The 12,141-nt window shown below is 56.5% G+C and carries 10 protein-coding genes; 4 read left to right on the plus strand and 6 right to left on the minus strand.

Annotated elements, in window-relative coordinates:
• Nucleotides 1-171: 171 nt before the first annotated feature.
• Nucleotides 172-2,700 carry a penicillin-binding protein 1A gene (locus tag M8006_RS09725; RefSeq protein ID WP_250081646.1) on the plus strand — a complete coding sequence of 843 codons (2,529 nt, stop codon included), beginning with the start codon at nt 172-174 and terminating at the stop codon, nt 2,698-2,700.
• Between the two features lie 6 nt (nt 2,701-2,706).
• On the opposite strand, the gene M8006_RS09730 is transcribed toward M8006_RS09725, so the two are convergent.
• From M8006_RS09730 to M8006_RS09740, 3 genes are read right to left on the minus strand one after another with little or no spacing between them, the layout of a single operon-like run.
• On the minus strand, nt 2,707-4,725 hold the full coding sequence (locus M8006_RS09730; RefSeq protein ID WP_250081647.1) for a TRAP transporter permease: 2,019 nt from the start codon (nt 4,723-4,725) through the stop codon (nt 2,707-2,709).
• Nucleotides 4,712-5,182, minus strand: a complete 471-nt coding sequence (locus tag M8006_RS09735) for a DUF1850 domain-containing protein (protein WP_430886820.1) — start codon at nt 5,180-5,182, stop codon at nt 4,712-4,714. Before M8006_RS09735 ends, M8006_RS09730 begins: the two co-directional genes overlap by 14 nt.
• 51 nt (nt 5,183-5,233) lie before the next feature.
• Entirely contained in the window at nt 5,234-6,193 is a 960-nt protein-coding gene (locus M8006_RS09740; protein WP_250081650.1) for a TAXI family TRAP transporter solute-binding subunit, read from the minus strand.
• A 224-nt stretch (nt 6,194-6,417) separates the two neighbouring features.
• Between M8006_RS09740 and M8006_RS09745 the strand changes: the two genes are divergently transcribed.
• The 3 genes from M8006_RS09745 to gabT all read left to right on the plus strand — a co-directional run bounded on the left by M8006_RS09745 (nt 6,418) and on the right by gabT (nt 9,667).
• Nucleotides 6,418-7,164, plus strand: a complete 747-nt coding sequence (locus M8006_RS09745) for a sulfite exporter TauE/SafE family protein (RefSeq protein WP_250081652.1) — start codon at nt 6,418-6,420, stop codon at nt 7,162-7,164.
• A gap of 186 nt (nt 7,165-7,350) precedes the next feature.
• Nucleotides 7,351-8,292, plus strand: a complete 942-nt coding sequence (locus tag M8006_RS09750) for a sensor domain-containing diguanylate cyclase (protein WP_250081653.1) — start codon at nt 7,351-7,353, stop codon at nt 8,290-8,292.
• Between the two features lie 106 nt (nt 8,293-8,398).
• Nucleotides 8,399-9,667, plus strand: coding sequence for a 4-aminobutyrate--2-oxoglutarate transaminase (gene gabT / locus M8006_RS09755; protein ID WP_250081654.1), 1,269 nt, complete (start codon nt 8,399-8,401; stop codon nt 9,665-9,667).
• 80 nt (nt 9,668-9,747) lie between these two features.
• On the opposite strand, the gene M8006_RS09760 is transcribed toward gabT, so the two are convergent.
• The 3 genes from M8006_RS09760 to M8006_RS09770 form a co-directional block, all read right to left on the minus strand.
• Nucleotides 9,748-10,002, minus strand: a complete 255-nt coding sequence (locus tag M8006_RS09760) for a YkoF family thiamine/hydroxymethylpyrimidine-binding protein (RefSeq protein WP_250081656.1) — start codon at nt 10,000-10,002, stop codon at nt 9,748-9,750.
• Nucleotides 10,003-10,011: 9 nt separating this feature from the next.
• Nucleotides 10,012-10,818, minus strand: coding sequence for an alpha/beta fold hydrolase (locus M8006_RS09765; RefSeq protein WP_250081658.1), 807 nt, complete (start codon nt 10,816-10,818; stop codon nt 10,012-10,014).
• Between the two features lie 135 nt (nt 10,819-10,953).
• Entirely contained in the window at nt 10,954-11,808 is an 855-nt protein-coding gene (locus M8006_RS09770; protein ID WP_250081661.1) for an N-6 DNA methylase, read from the minus strand.
• Nucleotides 11,809-12,141 lie beyond the last annotated feature (333 nt).

Genomic DNA, 12,141 nt, shown 5'->3' on the forward strand with positions numbered 1-12,141 from the left:
AGGATTTTAACCTAACGCACACGCGTGACTCATTGCTGCATATCAACACTGGTGGTCGCCGCGTGAGCTTCCTATAATGGCAGCCGTTTACCCTGTTAGCGTTGCATCTATGTATCGCGCTATCGTCGCCATTTGGGCTTTTTCTATGCTTCCCACAGGTAGCCTGTTTTCATGAAGTTTCTTAGCACACTTATTCTGTCACTGTTTTCCACTCTCATGGCCCTGGTGGGAGCAACGATCTTGGCCGTCATTGGCGCCGGGATCTATTTTGCTCCGGGCTTACCCGATGTGCGTCAGCTGGAAAATATTGAGTTTCAAACGCCGCTGCGTATTTACACTCACGACGGCAAACAGATTGGCGAGTTCGGTGAAGAACGCCGGATTCCGGTGGACTTTGATGCCATTCCGCAACCCATGATTGATGCACTGATCGCGGCAGAGGACCAAAGCTACTTCGACCACGTGGGCGTCGACCCGCGTGGGTTGATTCGCGCGGCGGTAGAATTAGCCCAAAGCGGGGGCACCATTCAGTCGGGCGGCTCGACGATTACCATGCAAGTCGCGCGTAATTATCTGCTCACCCTCGATCAGACCTTTACGCGCAAAATTCGTGAAATTTTGCTCGCCCTGCAGATGGAGCAGGTACTCAGCAAAGAAGATATCTTCGAGCTATACGTCAATAAAATCTTCTTGGGCAACCGTGCATACGGCATTGCCTCCGCTTCAGAGACCTACTACGACAAGCCGCTGGCTGAATTAACGCTGGCCCAAACCGCGATGATCGCCGGTTTGCCCAAGGCGCCCTCTGCCTTTAACCCGCTGGCTAACTCTGAACGCTCGCTGATCCGGCGCAACTGGATTTTATTTCGTATGCGCGGGCTTAGCCTTATCGACGAGACGGCTTACCAACAAGCCGTGCAAGCACCGATTACCGCCCAGCGCCACGAAACCCAGCTTGAAGTCGACGCCGCGCATGTCGCCGAAATGGCACGCCAATATGCCATCGAAGAGTATGGCGACGGTGCCTACATCGGGGGCTACCGCATTTACACCACGCTTGATAGCGAACTGCAGCCCTATGCGCGTCTGGCGCTGGCCGAGGGTTTGCTGGCTTACGACCGCCGCCACGGCTGGCGCGGCCCAGAGCAGCAAGACATTCCGGCAAGCCTTGTTGAAGCACAAGAGCAAACCGAAACCCAGGGGCTTGAAGAAGAACTCGCCGAATCGCCAGAGATTCGCGAAACGGCCCGCCAAGCCGCCAAGCGCAGCCAGACCCAAGTGGAAGGGTTTGACGGCGATGTCAGTAACTGGGTGCAAGTATTAAGCCGCACACCTCGCTACGGCCTGCTTAAGCCCGCCATTGTGGTCGAAAGCAGTGGCCGCCACATGCAAGTGCTAACCCACGACAATGCAATACGCACCATCCCGTGGGAAGGATTGAAATGGGCACAGCCTTACCTAAGCCCGTACAGTCGCGGTGCGGCTCCCACATCGGCTGAACAGATCGCCCAGCGCGGCGATCTCGTCCGCGTAGTGGAAAACGAAGAAGGCGAACTGAGGCTGTCGCAGCGGCCCGGTGCCGAAGGCTCGCTAGTGGTACAAGACCCGCAAACCGGGGCGATTGTGGCCCTACAGGGCGGCTTTGATTTTAACGCCAGCAAGTTTAACCGCGCTGTGCAGGCACTACGCCAGTCCGGCTCTATCTTTAAGCCGTTCATCTATATCGCCGCCCTTGAGAATGGGGAAATGAACGCGGCGAGCGTCGTCAATGACGCGCCGGTGGTACAAGAAGACGGCAGTGATACGTTATGGCGTCCGGTTAACTCCAGCCGTGATTTTCTAGGCCCAACGCGGCTGCGCCCGGCGCTTGCCCGCTCGCGCAACCTGGTGACTATCCGCGTGCTGCGTAGCATGGGGCTGGATTACACCATCGACTACCTTAAGGGCTTTGGCTTTGCGTCTGAACAGCTACCACGCGGGCTGTCGCTCGCACTGGGTAGCGCCAGTTTGACCCCGCTGGAAATGACCAACGCCTACGCCGTGCTGGCAAACGGCGGTTTTAAAGTCTCGCCTTGGTTTATCGACCGCGTCACACGTGGCGAAGGCGCGAACAATATCTTTGAGGCAACCCCCGCGGTGGCCTGCCGCGAGTGCGACGAGCAGCAAAAGACGGTTGAGATTGACGGACGCGAGCACCCCGTTGCACCCCGTGTCGCCGACGCCGAAGCGGTGTATATCTTGCGCGACATGTTGCGCGATGTGATCGAAAGCGGCACGGGTCGCGGCGCACTCAGCCTTAACCGTGAGGACATCGTGGGCAAAACCGGCACCACCAACAATCAGCGCGACGCCTGGTTTGCTGGCTTTAACAGCGATTTGGTCGCCACCGTGTGGGTAGGCAAAGACAGCAACGAAACCATCGCCGAGTACGGTTCACAGGCCGCCCTGCCCATCTGGAACGACTTCATGGGTAAGGCGCTAGAAGGAAGTCCTGAGGTGTGGCCTGAACGCCCTGACGGCATTGTCACCGCCCGCATCGACCCCGACACTGGCCGCCGCTTGCACGACGACCAACCTGGTGGCATCAGCGAGTTATTCGACGCCAAACACTTGCCCGACTTTCAAGCGCGCCGGATAAGCCGTGAGCTGGAAGAAGCCAGCGGTTCAGAAGGCTCCGGCGCGGCCGAGTCGATCTTCTAGCGTGCTCTAATGGGCGGGCGTGGCCGTACGAGCTTGCCGCTTCGCGGCCACGCCATTGCCCACGATAGCGGCAATCATCACCGCCACGCCGGCGATTTCGGTCGTGGCATCGGGGTAAAACACGCCGATAATCGCCGCGCCGATCGCTAAGCGTGAAAGCCAGCCCATGGTGGTAAAGAGATAGCCCTCAAGGGCGGCGGCGAAAGCGCCCAGCGCGAGAACCGCAATCGCCCCTTTCCAGAGCACCAGGCCGACCGCCCCCCCCATGATGATTTCCGGGTTGAAAACCATAAACAGCGGGATCAGATAGAGCCCTTTGGCGAATTTCCACGCTTGGAAGCTGGTTTCCATGGGTTTACTGCCGGCTATCGCCGCCCCAGCAAACCCGGCCAACGCCACGGGCGGGGTCACATTAGAGTCCTGGGAGTACCAAAACACCACCAGATGCGCGACCAAAAGCGGAATGCCAAACTCTTGGGTCAAAGCCGGGCCGACCAGCACAATCAGCACGATATAGCTCGCTGTCACCGGAAGCCCCATGCCCAGCACAAGGCTTGCCAATAGCACCAAGATAAGGGCTAACACGATGTTACCGCCGGAAAACGCGAGCATCATGGAAGAAAACTTTAGGCCCAGCCCGGTGAGCCCAACCACGCCGACGATAATCCCCGCCACGGCACACGCCATTGAGACGGCGACGGCATTACGTGCGCCCAATTCCAGCCCTTCGATCAGCTTGCGTAGGCCACGCGCGCTTACGTCGACCATCCGATTAGCGGTTACCGGCTCCCCCTGGCGCGGCGCGACAAAGAAAAACCATAGCGCGTAGCGCAATACGGCAACGACCACCATCGTTACCACGGCATAGTACCCCACGCGCATCGGCGACATGCTCATCGCCAGCAACCACACCAGCACGGCGAGCGGGAGTAAAAAGTGCCACCCTTCGCGCATCACATCGCGTAGCTGCGGCAACTCACTTTTGGTCATGCCCTGCATGCCCTGCTTGAGCGCGATAATATGCACAAACAAATACACCGTGGTGAAGTACATCACCGCCGGAAAGATACTGACTTTGACGATATCCAAGTAAGGCGTGTTGGTGTATTCGGCGATCAAAAACGCACCCGCGCCCATCAACGGCGGCATGATCTGCCCACCGGTGGAAGACGCGGCTTCGATACCGCCAGCCTGCTTAGGCTTATAGCCCAGTCGCTTCATCAGCGGGATGGTAAACGCGCCGGTGGTGACCACATTGGCAATCGCGCTGCCGGAAATCGAGCCCATCCCCGCTGAGGCCAATACCGCCGCTTTTGCCGGGCCGCCGCGCTGACGACCGGTCGCCGCGTAGGCTAAATCGATAAAAAACTTACCCGCGCCGGTGCTTTCCAGAAAAGCGCCGAAGAGCACAAAGATGAAGATATAGGTTGCCGCTACCCCTAGTGGCAGACCAAAAATCCCCTCCTGCCCTAGATAGAGCTGCCCCGCAATGCGATCAAGGCTATAGCCTCGGTGCCCCAAAATACCGGGCAACCACTCCCCCAGCCAGGCTAAGTCCCCGCGCGGCCCCGCCATGGCGTACGCAATCGCGATCAAGCCGATCATCGTCATGCTCATGCCCACCGCGCGGCGGCTAGCTTCCAGCACGGTGACCGTGGCAATGCATGCCACAACAATGTCGGTCTGGCTCCAAAAACCGGCACGGCTGATGATGTCATCCAAAAACAGCACCAAATAGCCGCCGGTAATCAACGCACCGGTAAAAAAGATCGCATCAATCGCCCAGCCCGCCACTCCTCGGCCGCGCGTCGGCCCAAACGCCGGAAACATCAAAAAAGCCAGCATCATAACGAGCGCTAAATGAATACTGCGCTGATAAAAAAGGCCTAGCGGCTGAATGCCAGCGGAGTAGAGTTGAAAAAGTGACAGCCCCACCGCCACCAAGGTAATACACCAAAGCACCGCATGGGGCTGTCTGATATTCCCACCGGGCATGATGACGGTGGATTGTTCAGTGTTTTTCATCCGTTTTCACCAGTTGAATCCATACTCGTTCGCCGGCTGCACGGCGGCTTAAGCTGTATACATGCCTCGCCCCGTCTTGCTGCCACACCAAGCGATGGTTAACCGCCATCGCCCCCACCCGCAGCGCATACTGATTGCCTGGGACAGGCTCATCGATTTCCTCGATCCAGTAGCCACCTTCGCCATCAGAGACCTGCTTCCCACGGCTCAGCGTATGCCCGAGCCCTGCGGCAAAATCAGGCTGATGGCTGCGCTCCAGCTGCATGCTGCCAGCGGCGTTAAGGTAGCAGTCGCGCACGGTGAAGTGCTCCACCGAGTGCTCCCACTCAACGCACCAGCGAGCACCATTGGGCATGGCGGTATGCCAAAGCCGCTCACCTTGCGCACGGGTCACTTGTAGCCGATCCGCCCATACGGGGTTGGCAACAAACGATACTAAGACGGCCAAACATGCCAAAACTCCCGGCGCCAGGGCCGGGAGTCGTGCAGATACCAGGAAGAGAGACATTTAGGGGCGTAGGCGCTCAGGCACGTCGACACCCGCTTCTTCAAAGTAGCGGATCGCGCCTGGATGCAGCGGGACCGGCGTTGACTCCATGGTGAATGCCACGGTGGTGTCATTGGCAGCCGGATGCACCGCGATTAACTCGTCGGTATTTTCAAACAACAGCTCGGTGAGCTGATAGGCAAGTGCTTCATCCATGGCGGCGTTAACGACGAGGACGTTGGGAACGCCGATCGTGGTAACGGCTTCGTCCATGCCTTCGTAGAGGTTTTCGCCCAGCGTGTAACGCGCAAATACCGCGACTTCTTCGCGCGCGTTAGCAATCTCTTCATCGGAGAGTTCAATCAAGCGAATATCGCGCGTTGTCGCCAAGTTCATGATCGAACTGGTGGGCGGCCCAACGCTCCAGAACCCAGCATCGATATCGCCATCGCGAATCGCGTCGGCGGTTTCGTTAAAGTTAAACCGCTGAGGGGTGAAGTCGTCGTAGCTGACGCCGTTAGCTTCCAAAAGCGCCCGTGCATTGAGTTCGGTACCGCTTCCCGGCGCCCCAACCGAGACGCGTTTGCCTTTTAAATCGGCCAGCGAATGAATATCGGATTCAGCCAGGGTGACCAGCTGCACGGCATTGGGGTACATGGATGCCAGCGCCCGGGTGGCGTCGATTTGACGTGTTTCAAAATCACCAGTGCCGGTATACGCCTGGTAAACGGTGTCCGCCAGCGCCAGCGCCATATCGGCATCGCCGCGCATGATCAAACCCATGTTTTCCACCGAGGCGCCGGTCACTTCTGCCGTGGCTTGGGCACCTTCGATATGGTTATTGATCATCTCGGCAAAACCGCCGCCAATAGGGTAGTACGTGCCGCCGGTACCGCCGGTGGCAATGGAAAGCTGCTGTGCCGAGGCAGGCAGTGCAACCGCTAGCATGGATGCCGCTGCCACGTAGTGAAGCGTTCGCATAAACATTCCTCCGCCCTTAATAGGGAGTTGTTCAAGGTTATAAAGGAGGTGAATCTCTGCCGCTACGCCGATTAAACGCGCGGTGTTATGAAACTAGCACGCCTTTCGCGTTAGATGCCAATCTCTTAATCTAAGCTAACGCCACGTGCGGCTAACGCGGCTATACTGGGCACGCTTTTGCCGTGCGTTTTTACCACTCACCGCCAACACGAAGGGACACGCTCATGCCCGTTTGGGAAGCCGCGACGCTTATCGCCATCGGCGTTGTCGCCGGATTTATCAATGTGCTCGCCGCCGGCGGCTCAATGCTGACGCTGCCGCTATTGATGTTTTTAGGCCTGCCGCCCCAAGAGGCCAACGGCACCAACCGCGTGACGGTCGTGCTGCAAAGCGTATCCGCCGTGGGTAATTTTTTTCGCGCGGGCGCGGCGTACATCGGGCTTAGCCTACGACTAGCGCTACCCGCGGTGGCGGGTTCGCTTCTCGGCGCTTGGCTGGCACTTCACGTCAGCGACGTGTTGTTCGAGGCGATTTTGATCACCGTGATGGCAGGCTCCGCCATCACCATGCTACTGCCCCACCCCAAACTGGATACCCGTCCACTCACACCAGAGCGCCTTACGCCGATGATTTATCTCGCCATGTTTGGCATCGGCCTTTATGGCGGTTTTATTCAGGTTGGCGTGGGGATTTTGTTTATCGTCGTGCTCTATCGCATGTTGAAGATCGATCTCGCCCAAGTGAACGTCTTCAAAGTGCTGATTGTCTTGGTGTATAGCGTGCCAGCACTGGCGATGTTTTTATGGTTCGACCAAGTGCGCTGGAGCTATGGGTTATTGTTAGCGCTCGGCAGCATGACCGGTGCTTGGCTCGCGGTGAAGGTCAACATGAGCCCGCGCGGGGCGCTTTGGATCAAGTACCTCACCTTAGCCGTGATCACCGCGATCTTATTGCGCTTAGTGTTCGGCTAGCAGGCGATGACACACTCGGTTCTCTACAGCAGATGTATTAACCGGAACACAAAAAAGACTACACTGGAGCGCATACGACATATCATATTTTTTCCGTTTTGCTCCCATCAGGCGTTTCGTTTTACCCCCTTTCTTTACCGCGTGGCTTATGTGGCCGATATACGAAGATAATAAAAGGAGAACCACATGGCTGAGCGCCGGATTACTGACCCGTTTGAACACCTGATCGCCCTATCGTCGCGCGATGCGGCTAACATGATTAACGCCGCTCCCATTGGCATCTGCATCACCAATGCAGCGGGGATGTTTGAGATGGTGAACCCCGCCTACTGCGAGTTTTATGGCTACGAAAAAGAGGAGCTTTTAGGGCAACATTTCACGGTGGTCGTACCTAAAGCCTATCGTGCCAAGCTTAGCCAACTGCACGATGCGTTTATTGCTGGCAACGAAATCCAAGAGCTCCGCCAAGAGCTGGAGGTGCGGTGTAAAAACGGTGAGGCACGCACGATTATCGCCGAAGCCGCGCGCCTCCACGGGGATGACGGCGCGCCGCGCAAAGTCACTTACGTGATCGACATCACCAGCCGTAAGCACCTGGAAGAACAGTTAAAGCAGGCCAACGAACGCCTGGATCACTTAGCACACCACGACGAGCTCACCGGTATTTTCAACCGTCGCGCCGGGCTCATGCGCTTAGAGGAAGAACTTAAACGCTGCCAACGCTATGGCAGCAAGCTAAGCGTGGCGATGTATGACCTGGACTCGTTCAAGCATATCAACGACACCTACGGCCACAGCATCGGCGACGACGTGCTAAAAGAAATGACGCAACTCATTGCGAAAGAGATACGCTCCACGGATTTTCTCGTGCGTTTAGGCGGTGAGGAATTTCTGATCATCATGCCAGAAGTCGAAGTTTCCTCTGCCTACCTGGCCACCGATCGCCTGCGCCAACAGGCCGCCGCCACGCCGATGACCACTCATGCGCTCACCGTTACCCTTTCTGCCGGTGTGGCAAGCTACATGAAAACCTCAACCACACGGCTGCTTGATCGTGTCGATAAGGCCATGTACCGGGCCAAGCAATCCGGGCGAAATAAAGTGATCATCGCAGATGATGTGACATAGCGTTTTGCACGCTATGATTACATCATGTCATTCTCAGAGCGTTATTCGCTCAACGCCACTCACTCATAAACCACCCACTCATAAAATACCCACTGAAGGAGTCACAATGAGTAACGCAGAACTCAACGAGCTGAAGAAAAAATACGTTGCAGCCGGTGCAGCAAGCCCGGCAACCGCCTATGCCGACCGCGCCGAAAACGCAGAAATTTGGGATGCCGACGGCAACCGCTTTGTCGATTTTGCGGGCGGCATCGGCGTACTCAACGTTGGCCATCGCCACCCTAAAGTCGTCGCCGCGGTAAAAGCTCAGCTAGATAGGGTCATGCACACCTGCCAGACCGTCATGCCTTATGAAGGCTACGTGCGCGTTGCCGAAAAGCTCAGCCAGATTGTACCAGTACGTGGCCACGCGAAAGTCATGCTGGCGAACTCGGGGGCAGAAGCCCTGGAAAACGCCATTAAGATCGCCCGTGCTGCCACTGGCCGTTCTAATATCATCTGTTTTGATGGCGGCTACCATGGCCGTACCTTCTACACCATGGCCATGAACGGCAAGGTCGCGCCCTACCAGACCGACTTTGGCCCGATGCCGGGCACTGTTTTTCGCGCACCTTATCCGGTGGATTACCACGGTGTCAGTGAAGATGAAGCCCTGCGCGGCCTGCACATGGCGCTGAAAACCGATGCAGGCATTAACAACACGGCTGCCATCGTGCTGGAACCGGTTCTGGGTGAAGGCGGTTTCTATCCGGCACCGAAGAGCTTCCTCGAAAAAATCCGTGCGATCTGTGACGAACACGGCATCCTGATGATTATCGATGAAGTTCAGTCAGGCTTTGGCCGTACCGGCAAGATGTTTGCCATCGAGCACAGCGGCGTAGAACCGGATTTGATGACCATGGCCAAGAGTATGGCAGATGGCATGCCGATCTCTGCGGTTGTTGGCACGGACAAGCACATGGACGCGTCCGGCGCTAACTCCCTGGGTGGCACCTATACCGGCAGCCCGACCGCCTGTGCCGCCGCACTGGCGGTCATGGAAGTCTTCGAGGAAGAAAATATCCTCGAGAAAAGCCAAGCGCTGGGTAATAAGTTGGCCGAGCGTTTCGGCGGCTGGGAAAACAAGTTCGCTTGCGTGGATAACGGCCGCAACATGGGGGCGATGGCTGCCTTTGAGCTAATCAAAGACGACCATACCCCGGATGCCGAACTTGCCGCCAAGCTTTGCGGCAAGGCCCGCGAGAAAGGGCTGATCCTGCTGTCCTGCGGTCTCTACGGCAACACCATCCGCTTTTTGATGCCAGTCACCATCGAAGACAGCGTGCTCAACGAAGGGCTGGATATCGTTGAAGCCTGCCTCGACGAGCTAACCTAAAAGATCGCACTGACCCGATAGACGTCAGTTAATCTTAAAAGCGTCGCCTGAAACCAGGCGGCGCTTTTTTATTGGCCGTGTTATTCACCGCGTGGACGCCGATCACCCTCCAGAAAGTTGGCCACAAACACGGCCTTGCCATACGTCTCGAAAGACCACTTCATCACATCGGACAAAGCGGCCATCACGGCATCAAACTCACCAAACACCTGAGTGCTCATGCGGTTGGCGTGTACCTCAAGGCCTGAGGCCTCCAATTTGTTGACCACGGCTTTTACCGGCGGCTTGAAGTCGTCGGCGAGGGGATAATAGCTAAGCTGTACGGAGAGATACATAGTGCCTCCTTAAGATGGGGTCATCTGCTGCCAGGCAGCGCGTATGGCCGCACGGGTCTCATCGGGGAATTCCATGGGGAACATGTGCGTGCCTGGCACGTTTTCCACCTGCAAACCCCGGCGCCTGAGGCGTTGAATGCGCGCGGGCGTGAGCAAATGTGAATCTTCCCCCGCGACCACGGTTACCGGCACCTGCAGACGCTGCGGCAGCCGCGTGAGGTGATCCGGCAGATGACGGAAAATTTCCACTTCGATGCTTGGATCGAATGTCAGTTCAGCGCGGCCATCGTCAAGCTCACGCGTACCCGCCTCAATATAGTCGTTAAGGGCCTCTGGTGTAAAAAGGCGAAACAGGCCTCGGCGGCGCAGGTACATCGCCATTGCCTCGCGGCCTGGCCATACCGTGCGCCGCCCTTGGGTTTTACCGGCAGGGGTAATGCGGTCAATAAAGCCAAAGCGCTTCGCCGCCTTCATCGCCCAGGCATCCACGCCGAGCATGAGCGGCGGGTCAAGCATGACCACACCGGCAAAGCGCTCTGGCCGCTTCGCCGCCGCCATGGCCATTAGCGTGCCACCTAACGAGTGCCCAACCCCCAATACTGGCGCTTCGTTTTCCGGTAGCGCCGCCACCACTTCATCTACCAGATTGGCCCAGTTAGCATTCACCGGGTAGTCCGGGTGGTGGCCAAGCCGGTCGAGGGGGTGTAAATCAAATTGATCGCTTAAAGGCGCTAGCAGGCTTTTATAGCTGAGGCCGGGAAAGCCGTTGGCGTGGGCAAACACCAAACGGGGGCGTTGGGTAACATCGGCAGACATGGCAAGGCTCACAAAATCGTCAGTTATTTATTGTTAAACAATCTATCATACATTTGTTTTAACGTGCGGTACTCACATCGTCAAGCGTCTGCCCGATTGACAATGTGAGCGGCGAACGTTGAAGACGCTTAAAAATTACAGCGTTGGCAGCCCCAACTCTCTTAGAAATGCGTTATGCGTTTCAGTAGATGATGCAATTCGCTGATCAATCTCTTTCAGCGTTTTATGCACCTCGCCCAAATCGATTTCTTCCTCTGGTTCAGCGGTGCGGATATAGCGTGAAATATTGAGGTTGTAATCATTTTTTTCGATCTCTTTCATCCCCACGCGACGAGCATACCGCTCAACTTTTTCCGGGCGATTCTGGTAGGTATCGATGATCTTGTTGATGTCTTCAGGGCGCAGGGTATTTTGTCGCTTACCTTTTTCAAAGTGCTCCTTGCCACTAGCGTTGATGAACAGCACATCATCCGGCTTTTTACACTTTTTCAGCACCAAAATGCAGACAGGGATGCCCGTCGAGAAAAACAGATTGGACGGCAAACCAATGACGGTATCAATGTGGCCATCCTTGAGCAGTTTGGTGCGAATACGCGACTCTGCGCCACCTCGGAATAGCACACCATGGGGCAAAATAATCGCCATAGTGCCTTCATCACCAAGGAAGTGAAAACCATGCAGTAAAAAGGCAAAATCCGCCGCTGACTTGGGGGCTAAGCCATGGCTTTTGAAGCGGAAGTCTTCGCCCAGCATCTCGTTGGGTTCCCAGCGATAGCTAAACGGCGGATTAGCCACCACCGCGTCACATTGCAGTTTCTTGGCCGGGTTCATCTCGTTGAGAATATCCCAGTCATTTTCCAAGGTATCGCCGTGGTGAATACTGAACTCGGTGTCCTTCAAGCCATGTAGCAACATGTTCATGCGGGCCAGGTTGTAGGTGGTGATATTCTTTTCCTGACCGTAAATCATGCCAATACCGTGCGCGCCCATCTGTTTACGCACATTTTAATGAGTTTTAAGCGCTATTTTGTAAGAGATCTCTTACAAGTATGTAAGACATCTCTGTCACTTGCCCTTCAGGCCTTGCTCTTTGGCCCCCGCTCGCTATCCTAATCCATTCTCATTTAGCAGATAACGATCCAAATAGCGACAACGATTCAAGGAGCGAAGCGATGGCGGATAAAACGGGCCTGCAGTTTACCCTGACCCTACCCGGGGCCGATGACACCGCCGTGGTGCGGTTTACCCACCGCGAAGCCCTCTCTGAGCCGTTTACCCTCTCCGTTGACGTTGCCAGCCGCACCCATGATCTGTCGCCCAGCG

Source organism: Halomonas llamarensis, from assembly GCF_023555005.1.
Taxonomy (GTDB): Bacteria; Pseudomonadota; Gammaproteobacteria; order Pseudomonadales; family Halomonadaceae; genus Vreelandella; species Vreelandella llamarensis.

Excerpts from the sequence above, each read along its gene's own strand:
- M8006_RS09740 (WP_250081650.1), bottom strand. The coding sequence starts at position 6,193 with ATGCGAACGCTTCACTACGTGGCAGCGGCATCCATGCTAGCGGTTGCA.
- M8006_RS09760 (WP_250081656.1), bottom strand. The coding sequence starts at position 10,002 with ATGTATCTCTCCGTACAGCTTAGCTATTATCCCCTCGCCGACGACTTC.
- gabT (WP_250081654.1), top strand. The coding sequence starts at position 8,399 with ATGAGTAACGCAGAACTCAACGAGCTGAAGAAAAAATACGTTGCAGCC.
- M8006_RS09770 (WP_250081661.1), bottom strand. The coding sequence starts at position 11,808 with ATGGGCGCGCACGGTATTGGCATGATTTACGGTCAGGAAAAGAATATC.
- M8006_RS09750 (WP_250081653.1), top strand. The coding sequence starts at position 7,351 with ATGGCTGAGCGCCGGATTACTGACCCGTTTGAACACCTGATCGCCCTA.
- M8006_RS09725 (WP_250081646.1), top strand. The coding sequence starts at position 172 with ATGAAGTTTCTTAGCACACTTATTCTGTCACTGTTTTCCACTCTCATG.
- M8006_RS09730 (WP_250081647.1), bottom strand. The coding sequence starts at position 4,725 with ATGAAAAACACTGAACAATCCACCGTCATCATGCCCGGTGGGAATATC.
- M8006_RS09765 (WP_250081658.1), bottom strand. The coding sequence starts at position 10,818 with ATGTCTGCCGATGTTACCCAACGCCCCCGTTTGGTGTTTGCCCACGCC.
- M8006_RS09745 (WP_250081652.1), top strand. The coding sequence starts at position 6,418 with ATGCCCGTTTGGGAAGCCGCGACGCTTATCGCCATCGGCGTTGTCGCC.